Origin of the sequence: Desulfomonile tiedjei DSM 6799 (assembly GCF_000266945.1) — a bacterium.
GTDB lineage: Bacteria > Desulfobacterota > Desulfomonilia > Desulfomonilales > Desulfomonilaceae > Desulfomonile > Desulfomonile tiedjei.
Window position 1 is genome coordinate 5,017,732 of record NC_018025.1, and the last position, 14,150, is coordinate 5,031,881.

Consider the following 14,150-nt stretch of genomic DNA (forward strand, 5'->3'; position numbering starts at 1 on the left):
GAATGCTTCTCGGTAAAGGTCGGTAGTTTCACCCCGTTATATTCACAATATTTACATTTCATAATCGTCATGGACGCCATAGAAACCGAGATCCAGGGTTTTGAGATAATGCTTGAGCGAGTACCGTGAAATCCCGAGCAACTTTGCTGCACCTTTCTTACTTCCCCCCGACCTGCGCAGCGCTTCACTCACAAGCCTACTTTTCATGTTTCTTGTTATGTCGTTTATAGATTCGGATTTCGGGAATTGAATGGTATGGGACCAGTCACTCAACACTTCCGACCTGCCTCCCAGATCGATAATTTGAACAGCCGGTGAATTGGAAAGCATTACGGAACGCTCCAGAACGTTGCGGAGTTCACGCACATTCCCCGGCCAATCATAATCGATCAAAATTTCCATGGAGGTGCCGTCCAGTTGGGGTTCGTAGGGAAGTTGCAGTTCGAATCGTAATTGAGCCAGAATACGCTTCACGAGCAAAGGAATGTCTGCTTTCCGTTCTCTCAGCGGCGGAATGGTTATCGTCATGACATTCAACCGATAGAACAGGTCCATTCTGAACCGTCCCGCATCTACTTCGGTCTTCAAGTCTTTGTTGGTTGCCGCAATAAGCCGTGCACTTACGGAAACCGGCTTTTCTCCGCCAACCCGGGTGAATTCTCTCGTATCGAGAAAGGTGAGCAGTTTTGCCTGCAGCGTGAGGGAAAGTTCGCCGACCTCGTTAAGCAGGAGCGTTCCACCTTCGGCTAATTCAAGTTGTCCGCGTTTCCTTCCCTGAGCACCGGTGAATGCTCCGCGCTCGTGTCCGAAAAGTTCTGATTCGGCCAATTCAGGAGCCACGGCAGCGCAGTTTACGGCAAAGAACGGGCCGCTCGATCGTGGGGAGCGCTGATGAATGAACTTGGCGAAGTAATCTTTTCCACTGCCGCTTTCACCCAACAGAAGGATTGTTGCGTCCCTTTTCGATGCCAGTCTCAGATAGGTGATTGTCTCTTGCATTGCCTCCGAAGGATACTCGTTCTGTGAGTGCGTGACCTCTTTCTGTTCCTTCCTTTCAGTTACGTTTCGTGCAATCCCGCAGATGCCGATGATATTTCCTTCACTGTCCTTGAGAGGCACTCGGATTTCGTGGAGAGTTGTAGGAACGCCATGTATTCTTCTCGTATGTTCGTCTTCTATATAAGCTCCCCTGAGCACGCGAGAATCCACATCGTTAAAATAGCCGCTTTCACTCGGCTCCAGCAAATCTGCATCCGTTTTACCAATAATGTCCGCGGCGGGAAGCTGGAACAGTTGTTCCATTGCCGGGTTCACCTCTTTGTACCGTAAAAGATGATCTTTTATGTAGATACAGTCCTGAGCTCCTTCGAATATCGCGCGGAAAACCTCTTCAGTACGGCGCCGTTGATCCTCGATTTCCCTTTTCGCGGTGATGTCTGTCAGCGCACCTGCAGCTCTCAAAGGATTGCCGTCTGCGTCCCGCTCGATCACTTTCCCGCGACTCCAGATCCATCTCCATTCGCCGGAGGGCATTTTTGCGCGGTACTCGCAGTCATAGACCGGTTTATGTCCCTGCACATGATCGTCGAATGCTTTCTGAACCCGGGCTCTGTCTTCAGGATGAAGCCGGGCCATAAAGTCTTGCCATACGCCTCCAGTCTGGTCCGGACTGTATCCGAACAATTCTGCTTTGCTTCGTTGAATCCTGTCTTTTATCAGATCCCATTCATAAAATCCGTCTGAACTCGCCTCCAGAATGCGCGCGAGCCTTTCATTTGCGGCCTGCAACTCCTCTTCCACTTTTTTGCGATCCGAAATATCCATAATCACCGCACAGCTCGTTTCGATGCCGTCCTGCCGGTAAGTGTTCGAAGAAACCAGCGCATGGAGTTTGCTGCCATCCGATCTAACGAAAGTGAATTCTCTCCTGCTCCTCTCCGTTTTGCTTTCACCGATCAGATTCATGAAAGAATCTCTCTCTTCAGGAACGAGATACAGCTTCAGTGGAGTTGCGATAATTTGTTCCAGAGACGAACCAAGCAATTCAGCGAGCCGCGTGTTACAGTAGAGGATGGTTCCGTCTGCACTCAGTGAGGCGGCTCCTTCATGCATTGTCTCTACCATCATGCGGTACGCTCGATCTTGCCCTTCAAGCGTGTAGATTCGCTCTGTATCGGATCCTGAGATAACAATTGCGTCGACCTCGCCTGCTCTGATTGCTCGGAGAGTGTCTTCCGCTTCTTCCAAACGTTCGCGAATCAATGCTATTTCCGCCAGTAGTTCTTCATTCGTCTTCATTGTACGTCTACTATTCTTTCGATGAATGTAGATCCAATCCTGCCAGAACTCTTGTTTCACTTGAAAGATCGCCTATCAGCCGCCTTAAAGGAGGGGGCAACGCCTTGATCAACATGGGCGCGGCAACGATCTGCCCTTCCTTGGCAAAAATCGGCTGCTGGTAAATGTCAATTACTTCCAATTTGAAACGCCCTTCCAAATGCTCACTGCAAATCTTCTTCAAATTTTCGACAGCACTCCTAGACCGGGACGAATTTCCTGCAACGTAAAGGCGCAACACGAATTCTTCCTGTTCAGCGAGATTGGCAGCTTCTCTCAATGTATTGTGTGCTGTTTCTTTGATCTGTCGAGGTTTAACCTCTTTTTTCTTCATCAGGAATTCTCTTTTCTGCTCCGTTGCCGAAGATCGAGTCCCACCGGAACCCGCTCTGTATTAGACAAATCACCAATAATTTTCTCCACCGGTTTGAGTAATTTTCGCACCAGGGTGGGTACAGCGAGGATTTTGTCTCCTTTTGCCAAATGAGGATTCTTCAGCAGGTCTATTATTTCGATCATTATATTATGATGATTCTCATTGATCTCACGCTGCTGATTTTCTTGTAGAATTTCATATTCATGTTAGTCACGACAAAAATTGCTACTATCTTCTTGCTGCACTATTCAAAATTGTAGCCGTCTAAGTGGATCATAACACCTTAATCTATGCTGTCAACATGCGATCATAGCTTCAGCGTAATAAACATCTTTCGGCGAATGAGTAAAGAAGGGAGAAAATGAAATGTAAATCGATCCTCTTCTTCTAAACGAATGCGCAGTAGGTAAGCCGTGAATATCCATTTGCACTTGGGAGATGAATGATTATGCTAGACCTAGTAGGCACGAAACCCGTGAGTGATAAGGACGTTGATGTTCGTGTGAAACTGAACATTACGCGCCCGGCGTCGGGGTGCACTCATAAGGAATTTCGTATCCGAGAGTGGATTTGCCTCTTTTGATGAAGAAGAAGAAGAATGATTGAAACAGAAGAAGAATTGAGAAGAGACAAGAAAACCTCATTACAGGATCACATCGGGCCTCCACCTATGTACGCCGCGCATGGGGGATGCACGCCTATTGGCTGCATAAGTGGAGAACGACTCGTCGCTTGCACAATTGGTCGTAAGCAGGAAAAAAATATCGCAAATTAAGGAGCAAACAATGAGCACGTTATTCTCAGGCGATATCCAAAAAGGTGATGTTCGAGAAGGTGCAATCCAAGCCGGCACAGACAAATGTCCCAACGATCCGCACAACTGGATGGGATCCAATCCGCATGCAGAGTTCGAGCAAATGCATCCCGCAGTAAACAAAAAGGAACCCATTTCTTTCGCAAATCCGTGTGAGGCGGGTGCCAAAAAGGCGTCGGAAGACGTATATGGTAAGCCGATGCCTGTTGCGGGAGTCTATACATAATTCCGCTCTAACAACTAACATATTGCAGACGAGATGTTCTTCTTTCTCGTCTGCAGTAAATCCCCGGCAGATACTTCTCAGATGCGATCAGGTCCGTGACTGCGTGCTGTCCCTTGACAATACAGAGCCTGTCGCGGAATTATTTGGAGCATAAAATCGTGTAGGGGCAGACCAATGAGGCTGCCCACATTTGGGCGGACACGCTGGTTCGCCCCTACAACAAGGCCGAAAAGCTGATGAGAACATCGTGGCACGATCTGGGATGAATTTCGACTTTTGAGACAGCTTCTATACTCTATACTCATATACTCCCGGTTAATCATCAAGACCGAAAGCTGAACCCAGATCAACATTATCCAGTAATTCCCGGAGTTCGATATCCGACATTTCCAGGAGCGGATTTTGCGCACGGTAGCGACTGCAAATCTCTCTTTGAAAAGGTCTGGAGAAATCAGAGAGAAAGACAGTGGTATTTGGAGGTATAATACGTCTCATTTCAATTCCTTAGCAACTAATTTGAGTAAGCCGTCAATTGACCACGGCTCAGTTTCCGATGACTCGGCGGTCAATAAAGAAACAACTCATGCTTTGCACCTATTGCACAGCCACTTCACTTTTGCAAGCTGTTGTGACTTGAAACGATCATTTTTGGATTGCTGCCTGTAGTGGTGCATCGATGAACAGAATCAATTCTTTTATTTAGTGTACTCACTCATTCTTTTGGGCCGAAATCAGAGAAACCAAGCGATAAGTGATTATAAATCGGATCAAATCACGCACACATCAAGATCAGCTTGACAAACAAATCTGGGTGTCCTATTCTTAAAGTTGAACCTTAACTTGTATTTCTCCGGTTGACCTCGCGTCAAGGACTACGGGCGTCATGCAAGGATTAAGATCCTGGGACATAGGCCCCGTGGCGAGGGATTCACGCCGTATAACTCATTTTTTTCTCCCCGTTCACAAAGAGCCCTTGTTCGTAACTGTCAACGCACCCTATCAAAAGTGTGGTGTGCCCTTTTTCTCTAGGAGTAAAGAATGAGCATCAAAATTTATGTTGGCAACTTGTCTTTCGATTCCAGCGAAGCAGATCTCAAAGGTCTTTTTTCCACATATGGTGAAGTGGAATCAGCGAAAGTCATTGTGGATCAATTCACGAACCGGTCACGGGGATTCGGATTCATCGAAATGACCAATCGTGAAGAGGGTCTTAAGGCCATTCAAGCACTGGATTCCAAGGATCTCGCAGGGCGCCCGTTGAAAGTCAACGAAGCCAAACCCAAGACAGATAATCGCGATCGTCGAGACCGCAATTCTCGGTGGTAACCCCCATCCTTAGCTGTTGAGCATCAAGAGGTGAGACTCGGATACCGAAGTCTCACCTCTGTGAAGACGCATAGGCTACAAGGGATGTTTCATTGTTGAGACGCCTGTGGACAAGGCAGATCTGCATCCGCAGCGTTCTAAAACTCCATTTCCGAATCCATGAGGGCCAATTTATGCCAGGTGTTTTTGTCAGAGAAGACGAACCTTTTGAGAATGCCATAAGGCGTTTCAAGAAACAGCTTCAAAAGTCGGGGGTTCTCGGAGAGGTCAAGAGACGTCGTGCATATGACAAGCCCAGCGTCAAAAAGAAAAAGAAATCCTTGTTGGCCCGCAAAAGGCTTCTCAGAAAAATGAGAAAAATGGCTCGTACATGGCGAAGATAGTCGCATCAGATATAAAGTTGTTCAATTCTGGAGAGGGGGATAAATCCATTTCAATGGAAGAAGCATGGGAGACCTCCAGTAGACTGATATAAGAGGTAAAATAAAAGATGAAAATTGCCTTCATCATTCCCCGGCATGATTCTCACTCTCAAAGAAGTTTTTACGATTATAAGTTTGGCAAGACTTTTCTTCTTTCCAGAAAGCATATTTCCTATCTATTGGCGATTCCCACTCTTGTATCGCTCACTCCTCCACAGCATGAAATCAGGATCTTTGACGAAAACATCGAGGAAATAGATTATACGTGGAAAGCGGATCTTGTCGCAATTACCGTCCGAACGATGTTTGCCAAAAGAGCTTATGAAATATCGAAAGTCTTCCAGACGCGAGGAGCCAAAACAGTGTTGGGGGGCATACATCCCTCAATGTGCCCTGAAGATGCGCTTCCCAATTGTGATAGTGTTGTGGTCGGTGAGGCTGAGGATCTTTGGCACATTGTCTTGCAGGATGCAGAAAACGGACAGTTGAAGAGACTTTATAAGTACGATACTGCCGCCGATCTGACTACCGCTCCTATGCCTGATAGATCTTCACTGTCGAAAGATAAATATCTTCTGGATATTGTTCAGACCAGTAAAGGCTGCCCGTTTCATTGCGAGTTCTGCGCAGTGCACGTATTCGATGGACGGAAGATCAGGCACAAAACCATAGACCAGGTCATCAGAGAGATTGAAGTTATCAATAGTTGTGATGCCCAATATAAAAAGAAGAACGCAATATTCTTCGCGGATGACAATATTATCGCGGATAAGACGTTCGCAAGAGAACTGTTTTTGCGACTTAAGCCATACAATATCAACTGGATGTGTCAAGCCTCCATTAATGTTGCACAAGATCCCGAGTTACTCGAGCTCATGAGAGAGAGTGGGTGCGGTGCAGTATTTATAGGCTTTGAATCGATATCGCAAGAGAATCTTGCGGCAATGGACAAAGGGATCAACCAACGTTGCGGATACCTGGAGGCAATCAGAACAATACAGTCCTACGGGATATTGGTTCACAGCTCCTTCATCCTGGGTTACGATTTCGATACCGAAGCAACTTTCGATGAACTCATATCCTTTATTCGAGAGGCCAACCTCTTAATGCCCTTGATAAATATTCTCACTCCCCTGCCGGGAACCAGGTTGTTCAAACGTCTCGACGAAGAAGGTAGGATTCTGCATAAAGACTGGAGCAAGTATGATACTCAGCACGTAGTTTTTTCTCCTGCCGGAATGTCCCCGGAAGAATTGCTGCAGGGTTATAGGAAAGTCTTAAGATCGGTTTATTCCTTTGACTCCATATTGACAAAACTGAACTACTATTGGATACGGGATTTCTGGAAGCGTTCCAATGAACTGGATCCGGTGAAATCTACGTATCGGCTTCTTTTCGCCGCCCGACTTGCAACCTTGCTCCTTTCCAATAACGTGGAACGCTCTAAGTTCATCATCAGAATACTGCCTCATGTGTTCGACAAACAGGTCAGGATTTCCACCATACTAGCCCTGATGAACTACAATAATTTCGCATATGCTCTTTAGAATCTTCTCAACTCTTGATCCCGGGACGACCACCTACCAGGCGTTGAACAGAATATGTATTCCCACGAGGGAAAGACCATAAATAAAGATCTCTTTCAGCGTCTGGTCGGGCACTTTGTGCGCTATGCGGGGGCCAATCTGGCCTCCTATCAGGGCTCCTGTCAATCCGAAAACGGCAACATGGGGAGAAAATACCCCTCCAGCAGAAACGTGCAAAATAAAAGCAAAAATAGCATTGAGGCTCATTACCACGAGACATGTTCCGATAGCTGCATCCATCCGCATCTGCAACCGATTCCGCAAAACCGGCACCAGAAAGTCGCCGACCCCGACGGAAAGCAGGCCTGTCACAACTGAAAAGGCCGGTGGTGCCCACAAGTGCGGAAACGCATCCCTTGGTGACACATGCTCGCGAGGTCTAAACCTGTAATCCTCCCTTGCAGCGACGAATACGAGTCCGATGACCAGGCAGGCAGTTCCGACGAGAAAAACAAGCGCTTGCGTGTCGATCATTTTTTGAAGCCACACTCCAAGAGCAACTCCCGGGAGCGCTGCGGCTGCCAGTATAAGAGCTAATTTCAGATTGGTCCTTTTCTGGCGAACAGCGGTGATTCCGCCTGATGCCATGCCCCCGATCTGGATAGCAAGAGAAGTGAGTATAGCCTGCGGTGGATCAAGCCCCATTACGAAAACCAGGAAAGGCACCCAGAGCACACCCCCTCCCAGCCCCACCATGGTTGCCAGTGAGGCAATAAGAATACCGGCTGGAAAATTAAGCCATATCATGTTTCGAAGTCATTTCTGCAAAAATGATGTTCTTTTTCGGAAATCGTAAATCGGCACACCGGAAATTGCAATCTCCAAAGAAGCCCGAGACAATAAGGGTTGCTAACAACTTTTTTTTGCCTCTGTGAATCTCCGAATGCATTCAATCTCGTAAGCATGGTATATTTCCCGCCATATCGTCCGTAACGGCAGGAATAATCTATGGCTCATGCCTGAAGCGGCAGAAGACCTTTCATTCGACGGCAGTAAGGAGCAATCATGACATTCTTGCGCCAAAGCATAACAATCAAGATCATGCTTCTCGTCCTGGGAAGTACGTGCATCGTACTCGCACTGGTGGTCGATCTTATGTACACCAGCTCCCGCATGTTAATTCGGGAGGAAGCTGAGATCAGCGCCAGGAACATGGTTACTGCTTTGGCGAATCAAGTAGAACAGGAATTTCTCCTGATATCCAATACTGCGGACCAATTGGCTTCTGCACTGGAAATAGGAGCATGGAGCGAAGAAGCCTTGCTCGATCAACTGAAAACAACGGTAAGCCGGAATGACAAAATGTACGGTTCCGCCGTCGCATTTCCTCCGTTCATGTTCAACTCGACACTGGAACGCTTTGCACCCTACTATTATCGGTCCGGGGACGAGATCGTTTTTGTACAGCTCGGCACGGAGTCTTACAACTATTTCCACAAGGATTGGTATCGCCTCCCCGCGAGGGAAAAGAAACCAGTCTGGACCGAACCGTATTTCGATGCCGGCGGAGGCAACGTTTCCATGGCGACCTATGCCCGCCCGATTCTGCAAGATCCTACATCGCTCAAAGGTGCAGAGTTGAAGTACGTCGTTACTGCGGACATTTCTCTCGAGAATCTGAATCGACTGGTGAGCAGCAAGAAAGTCTATTCTACGGGTTTCTGCTTCGTGATCTCGAATAACGGTACCTTCGTCACGCACCGTAATCCCGACCTGATGCTGAAAAAAACCATCTTCGATATAGCTAATCTTTACCCGGATTCTAATGCGCATAAGATAGCTCGTGCGATGATCGGGGAGCAAGAGGGATTCTACGATGTCGGGAACGGGTTGACGGGTGTGGATTCGTACATCGCGTTCAGCCGAATGGACCCTCCGGGGTGGACTCTGGCGACTATGATACCCAAGCATGAACTCTTTGCAAAAGTCGACGACATGAGGCGGGACACTTTGCTTCTGGGAGGACTGGGGGCCGTTCTTCTCATCATTGCGTCTCTTTTCGTGGCACGCTCGCTGAGCCGTCCTGTTCGTCAAATGGCTGGAGAAACTCTTAAAATAGCTGAAGGGAACCTCGACATTAATCTATCGAACATACGTTCCCATGATGAAATAGGCCAGCTTGCTCGAGCCTTTACCCGCATGACTGAGGGTCTTAAGGAACGTGAGCGCATTAAGGACACCTTTGGGCGTTACCTGACACAGGAAGTGGTAAAGCGTCTCCTGGAATCCAAAGACGGACTCAAGCTTGGAGGGGAAATACGTGAAATCTCCATTCTCATGTCCGACCTCAGAGGTTTTACCGCACTCTCTTCGACCATGAGCCCGGAACAGATCATTCGATTCCTGAATCGCTATTTAGGGAAAATGGTGGAAATTATTCTGGATCATCGAGGGATTATCGATGAAATAATCGGTGACGGAATCCTGGCATTTTTCGGTGCACCGGAAACACTGGAAAATCATCCTGAATTGGCTGTTGCGTGTGCAATCAAAATGCAGTTGGCAATGGAAGAAATAAATGCTCAAAACGAAGCTGACGGACTTCCTCATCTTGAAATGGGCGTGGCCGTGAATACAGGCGAGGTAGTGGTCGGCAACATAGGATCCGAAAAAAGAGCCAAATATGGAGCAGTAGGAGCTCAGGTGAACTTTACCGGCAGAGTCGAATCCTTTACAGTAGGAGGCCAGGTACTGATAAGTAGCAGCACATATGAGAAGCTCTCTGACAATTTGGTTATTAGCAATGTAATAAGTGTTGCAATGAAAGGAGTCCCCGGACAGGTTCAAGTGTACGATGTCCTGGGGATAAAGGGAGCAGAAGAGGCATCTCTGCAGAAACGAAATGATTCGTTGTTATCGCTTGAGTCACCTTTGACTGCCCGAATTTTCAGTATGGATCAGAAGATTCTGGAAAGCAGCGGCAAAGAGGCCACGATCACCGACGTATCCCTCAAGTCGGTTCGCCTTGTTTCTCATGCTGAAATCCTACAGTGGGACGATCTCAGAATCGTTCTCAAGAGCGAACCCAAGGACCTGGAGATGTACGGAAAAGCCATTTCCGTCCAACCGATAGATGGAGCCACTGCAGCAACAATTCGTCTTACATCGGTGTCTCCCGACGGTTACAGGCTTCTTCGCCACATCTTGTCTTCCAAGTCCGAACCGGCATGAGACGATCTTCCTGTAACTGGAATGATGATTGACGGAACACCCTCTACCCTTTTGTTAAAGGGGGGCATAGGGGGATTTTGAATGCAAATCGGTAACCTGCTTCAAATTACTGTCTACTCGGTCAAGTACATTTTGAGCTTACAACCAGGCCACTTTCGCGAAGCACTCGAACACAAAACCGAGCGCCCCCAGGGCTACACGCCTGTCGAATGTCCTGACTCAGGATACGGCAAGTGTGGTAAGGATTCTTAGGGAAACTGGCGTCCCGGATGTTTGTTGATTACCTGATTGACAGAATACGTGAAAACGTGCTAGGGAAGTCATTTATTTCCATCAGCAGTTAACAGTAAACCGGTCGGCTAACAGTTGAGGCTTTCAGGAGATTCGCGGGCCGCGGTTTCTTCCAGGGCATGCCATATGGATATGAAGCGGGACTATTATGAGGATATCCAGCTATGCAGGTCGTGGACCGTTCGCGTGGCCACGATTCTCTTGCTGGCTCTCTTGGCCGCAATTCCCTTTCTTGTGGGGAATTACACGCTGTATATACTTAACTATAGTTTCGCCCTTTTTGTATTCTGGACGGTTAGATGGTGAGATAATCCTTGAAAAAATAAGGCGTTCCGCACATACCCGGTTTTGTGAAAGATTCTGGGAAGGAGGAACGCCAGTTGAAGAGATCTATACCAGATCCGTTCGGGATTGACGAGATTCATTTCAGAGCGTGTTTCAGCGCACCGAGTTTCCGTATCTTCGTTGCGCTGGTGGTCGGTTGGGTGCTCACTATGGGCAAGCACACTATCAGCCAGGTGATTCTGACCATGAGACTCCATGAATCCAAGCACTTCGCCAGCATCTACCGATTCCTCGGCAAGGGACGATGGGAGACTGACTTTGTCTCCTATTTCGTCTTCAGAATGTTGGTAGAAACGCTGATTGCAGAAGGGATCGAGATCCTTGTGGTGATTGACGACACCTTGAACAAGCACACTGGCAAGAAGATCTGTGGCGCGGGCTGGCAGCATGATGGTTCACTCCCAAAGCATACTAAGCAAAAGGGGTATGGAGTGTGCTTTGTCATCATAGGACTGGCGATTCGCCTTCCCGGCATCAGCGATCGCATGTTTTGTCTGCCATACGCTGCCCGCCTTTGGTGGCCGCCAAAGGCCAAGTTTAATCCCAAGAGCCTGCCCTACAAGACAAAACCCGAACTTGGATTGGATCTTATAAATCTGACTCATTCATGGCTCCAAGAGGGAGAAAGACTGAGAATTGTGTTCGACCTGGGATACTGCTGCGATACCATCCTCAAAGCACGACCCAAGAATGTGCACATTACAGGGAGGCTGAGAAAGGATGCAGCTTTGTTCGCTGTGCTGGAACCTGCTCCATTTACAGTGATGGGCAGACCTCGCAAGAGAGGCGCTCGACTGCCCTCCCTGGAAACGATGTTCCAGGACCCCAATCTGGGGTGGAATGAGATTAGGGTCTTCTGCTATGGAAAACAAACTAAGCTCCTGATACATCAGTTCACGGCGCTATGGTATCATAGCGCAGGGCAACAGCCTCTTTCGATCGTGTTGTGCCATGACCCGGCCGGCCACCATGCCAATATGGTGTTTTTCGATACGGACCCTCAGGCTGCACCACAGCAGATTATCGAGCGCTACGCTGCACGCTTTAGCATTGAGATGACCAATCGAGAGACCAAGAACCTCCTGGGTGCGGCTGAACCTCAGTGTCGGAAAGAGACCTCGGTAACCCGTGCCCCTATGTTTGCTTACTGGGCCTACTGCTTTGTAGTGCTTTGGTTCGTTGGGCAATTCGTCACTGCAAAGAACCTCGTTGCCGACCCGGCTCCCTGGTACTGCCGGAAAAAGTCGTTCACCTTTTCAGACATGCTGGCAGCAGCTCGAAGGAGTCATTTCTCGCTGAGAATTTATTCGAAAGCCAGCCGAATCAATAAGTTCGAAAAACTCAACGGCCCGCGCTCCACGCGCGGACTCGACCATGCAAGAATCGCGAAACTATAGATACTTAATCTGATTGCCATAAATACGATCGTGGCCATCGGTTTGAATATTCTCGTGGGCTACACAGGCCAGATTTCGTTGGGGCATGCCGGATTTTTTGCCACAGGCGCTTACTCCTGCGTTCTGCTTATGGTGAAAGCTCAAGTTCCGTTTATCATTGCACTGCCTGCAGCAGGTTTGATTTCAGCTCTCTTCGGTTTTCTTGTCGGCCTGCCTTCCTTAAGGTTGGAGGGCCCATATCTTGCCATTGCCACCCTGGGTTTCGGTATGGCTATTACCCAGATCATTAGCCACTCGAGTTTTACCGGCGGTCACATGGGGATTGAAGCTCCGAAAATGTCTGTTGGATCGTTTGTTATCGATACTCCTGCAGAACAGTACGCGGTGATAACCATCATTGCAGTAATACTGACTGTTGCAGCATTGAACCTGATGAAAACCCGTGTCGGAAGAGCATTCGTGGCAATAAGGGACAGTGAAATAGCTGCAGAGGCAATGGGTATCAACATTACCTGGTTTAAAACACTGTCATTTGCAGTAAGCGCATTCTATACGGGCATTGGCGGAGCGCTCATGGCCTTTGCCCTGGAACATGTGAGCGCATCGAGCTTCAATCTCATCTTATCTATCACATTCCTGGCCATGATAGTTGTGGGGGGATTGGGATCGATCATGGGATCTATTTTGGGGGCTGCACTCCTTACCTACCTGCAAATTAAACTGCAGATTATCCAGGAAGCACCTGTTATAGGACCGCTTCTTCTGGACATCTCCAACATGTTTTTCACTCCCGAAGGTTTGCCGAATATCCAGAGCATCGTTTTCGGTGCCATCATGATTGCAATCGTCATTTTCGAGCCGCTCGGAATGAGGGGCATCTACTTGAGAATCAAGCGTTATTGGAAAATGTGGCCTTTTTAGGTGGTGCACGTATGCAGTTTTTCTTCGATCTGCTTGTAGGTGGCTTGTCCATGGGCGCATGTTATGCGCTTGTGGCGCTCGCGATGGTCATCATATACAAAACCTCCGAGGTCCCCAATTTTGCCCAGGGCGAAATGGCCATGTTATCCACATTTGTGGCTTACTCGCTCATGTCGAGTTATCACGTGGGCTTTTGGACTGCCATCATTGCGACATTGCTGTTTGCGCTTGTCTTAGGATTCCTTTTGGAAATAGCTTTCCTTCGACCAGCAAAGGACCCGACGGTTCTCAGTCTCATCGTCATTACCCTGGGAGCGGAGATGATCCTGTACGGGCTGGCGGGTTGGAAATGGGGAGCGAACCAGAATCCTTTTCAGGTTCCGTTCTCGGAGTATTCCGGCTTCAGGATTGGTGGAGTACTCATAACCGAAATCAATCTTTGGACCTTCGTAACGAGTCTCGTGATTATGCTCCTTCTGTTTTTATTCTTTCGCTATACAAAGGTGGGAGTAGCCATGAAAGCGGTGCAGCAAAACGCCTTTGCAGCGAAAGCCATGGGGATCCCAACCCGAAGAATCTTGACGTTTACCTGGGGACTGAGTTCGGTTACTGGTGCTGTTGCGGGAGTCTTGATTGCTCCCATTGCGACCCTGGATACCAATATGATGATGGACCCTATGCTCAAGGGCTTTGCCGGCGCGGTTCTGGGTGGAATGACAAGTCTTCCCGGTGCGGCTCTTGGTGGATATCTCCTGGGAATAATCGAAAACTGTTTTGGCGGTTACGTATCTCTTGAATTCAAATCCGTTGTAGCTTTCGGGCTCATCGTTTTAATTCTCTGCCTGAAACCGACGGGGTTGTTTGTGAAGCATTTTGAAAGAAAAGTATGAATCGGTTCTTTCGCTCTCAAGAGAGAACCACAACGTCAACGTGCTCGA

The 14,150-nt window shown here is 48.2% G+C and carries 13 protein-coding genes; 8 read left to right on the forward strand and 5 right to left on the reverse strand.

Annotation, left to right across the window (positions count from 1 at the left end; translation table 11 throughout):
* Nucleotides 1-51: 51 nt before the first annotated feature.
* The 3 genes from DESTI_RS29255 to DESTI_RS21435 are packed head-to-tail and all read right to left on the reverse strand — an operon-like array spanning nt 52 to nt 2,907.
* Nucleotides 52-2,298, reverse strand: a complete 2,247-nt coding sequence (locus tag DESTI_RS29255; RefSeq protein WP_014812072.1) for a sigma 54-interacting transcriptional regulator — start codon at nt 2,296-2,298, stop codon at nt 52-54.
* 10 nt (nt 2,299-2,308) lie between these two features.
* Complete coding sequence (locus DESTI_RS21430; RefSeq protein WP_014812073.1) at nt 2,309-2,671, reverse strand: circadian clock KaiB family protein; 363 nt, start codon at nt 2,669-2,671, stop codon at nt 2,309-2,311.
* Nucleotides 2,671-2,907, reverse strand: coding sequence for a circadian clock KaiB family protein (locus tag DESTI_RS21435; RefSeq protein WP_083846838.1), 237 nt, complete (start codon nt 2,905-2,907; stop codon nt 2,671-2,673). The genes DESTI_RS21430 and DESTI_RS21435 overlap by 1 nt, the downstream gene beginning before the upstream one ends.
* Before the next feature lie 591 nt (nt 2,908-3,498).
* On the opposite strand from DESTI_RS21435, the gene DESTI_RS21440 reads away from it, so the two are divergent.
* Nucleotides 3,499-3,753, forward strand: coding sequence for a hypothetical protein (locus tag DESTI_RS21440; RefSeq protein ID WP_014812075.1), 255 nt, complete (start codon nt 3,499-3,501; stop codon nt 3,751-3,753).
* Between the two features lie 315 nt (nt 3,754-4,068).
* Here DESTI_RS21440 and DESTI_RS21445 read toward each other — a convergent pair whose 3' ends face one another.
* Entirely contained in the window at nt 4,069-4,248 is a 180-nt protein-coding gene (locus DESTI_RS21445; protein ID WP_014812076.1) for a hypothetical protein, read from the reverse strand.
* A gap of 543 nt (nt 4,249-4,791) precedes the next feature.
* Between DESTI_RS21445 and rbp the strand changes: the two genes are divergently transcribed.
* The 3 genes from rbp to DESTI_RS21460 all read left to right on the forward strand — a co-directional run bounded on the left by rbp (nt 4,792) and on the right by DESTI_RS21460 (nt 7,048).
* Nucleotides 4,792-5,079: an RNA-binding regulator gene (gene rbp / locus DESTI_RS21450; protein ID WP_014812077.1), complete on the forward strand. Its 288-nt coding sequence runs from the start codon at nt 4,792-4,794 to the stop codon at nt 5,077-5,079.
* 173 nt (nt 5,080-5,252) lie between these two features.
* Nucleotides 5,253-5,462 (forward strand): 30S ribosomal protein S21, encoded by a 210-nt coding sequence (rpsU, locus tag DESTI_RS21455; RefSeq protein ID WP_014812078.1) that lies wholly within the window; start codon nt 5,253-5,255, stop codon nt 5,460-5,462.
* 107 nt (nt 5,463-5,569) lie between these two features.
* A complete protein-coding gene (locus DESTI_RS21460; protein ID WP_014812079.1) occupies nt 5,570-7,048 on the forward strand; it encodes a B12-binding domain-containing radical SAM protein in 1,479 nt (492 codons plus the stop codon).
* Nucleotides 7,049-7,081: 33 nt separating this feature from the next.
* Here the strand turns inward: DESTI_RS21460 and DESTI_RS21465 are convergent, their stop codons facing one another.
* Nucleotides 7,082-7,834, reverse strand: coding sequence for a sulfite exporter TauE/SafE family protein (locus tag DESTI_RS21465; protein ID WP_014812080.1), 753 nt, complete (start codon nt 7,832-7,834; stop codon nt 7,082-7,084).
* 258 nt (nt 7,835-8,092) lie between these two features.
* On the opposite strand from DESTI_RS21465, the gene DESTI_RS29260 reads away from it, so the two are divergent.
* From DESTI_RS29260 to DESTI_RS21490, 4 genes are all read left to right on the forward strand, one after another.
* On the forward strand, nt 8,093-10,258 hold the full coding sequence (locus tag DESTI_RS29260; protein ID WP_014812081.1) for a PDC sensor domain-containing protein: 2,166 nt from the start codon (nt 8,093-8,095) through the stop codon (nt 10,256-10,258).
* 671 nt (nt 10,259-10,929) lie between these two features.
* The gene (locus tag DESTI_RS21480) at nt 10,930-12,291 is read left to right on the forward strand and encodes an IS701 family transposase (RefSeq protein ID WP_014808181.1); all 1,362 of its coding nucleotides are present in this window, start codon (nt 10,930-10,932) and stop codon (nt 12,289-12,291) included.
* Nucleotides 12,292-12,303: 12 nt separating this feature from the next.
* Entirely contained in the window at nt 12,304-13,212 is a 909-nt protein-coding gene (locus DESTI_RS21485) for a branched-chain amino acid ABC transporter permease (protein WP_336884489.1), read from the forward strand.
* Between the two features lie 11 nt (nt 13,213-13,223).
* Nucleotides 13,224-14,102 (forward strand): branched-chain amino acid ABC transporter permease, encoded by an 879-nt coding sequence (locus tag DESTI_RS21490; RefSeq protein WP_014812085.1) that lies wholly within the window; start codon nt 13,224-13,226, stop codon nt 14,100-14,102.
* Nucleotides 14,103-14,150 lie beyond the last annotated feature (48 nt).

Coding starts and splice junctions, on each gene's coding strand:
- DESTI_RS29255 (WP_014812072.1), bottom strand. CDS start 2,298: ATGAAGACGAATGAAGAACTACTGGCGGAAATAGCATTGATTCGCGAA.
- DESTI_RS21430 (WP_014812073.1), bottom strand. CDS start 2,671: ATGAAGAAAAAAGAGGTTAAACCTCGACAGATCAAAGAAACAGCACAC.
- DESTI_RS21440 (WP_014812075.1), top strand. CDS start 3,499: ATGAGCACGTTATTCTCAGGCGATATCCAAAAAGGTGATGTTCGAGAA.
- DESTI_RS21445 (WP_014812076.1), bottom strand. CDS start 4,248: ATGAGACGTATTATACCTCCAAATACCACTGTCTTTCTCTCTGATTTC.
- rbp (WP_014812077.1), top strand. CDS start 4,792: ATGAGCATCAAAATTTATGTTGGCAACTTGTCTTTCGATTCCAGCGAA.
- rpsU (WP_014812078.1), top strand. CDS start 5,253: ATGCCAGGTGTTTTTGTCAGAGAAGACGAACCTTTTGAGAATGCCATA.
- DESTI_RS21460 (WP_014812079.1), top strand. CDS start 5,570: ATGAAAATTGCCTTCATCATTCCCCGGCATGATTCTCACTCTCAAAGA.
- DESTI_RS21465 (WP_014812080.1), bottom strand. CDS start 7,834: ATGATATGGCTTAATTTTCCAGCCGGTATTCTTATTGCCTCACTGGCA.
- DESTI_RS29260 (WP_014812081.1), top strand. CDS start 8,093: ATGACATTCTTGCGCCAAAGCATAACAATCAAGATCATGCTTCTCGTC.
- DESTI_RS21490 (WP_014812085.1), top strand. CDS start 13,224: ATGCAGTTTTTCTTCGATCTGCTTGTAGGTGGCTTGTCCATGGGCGCA.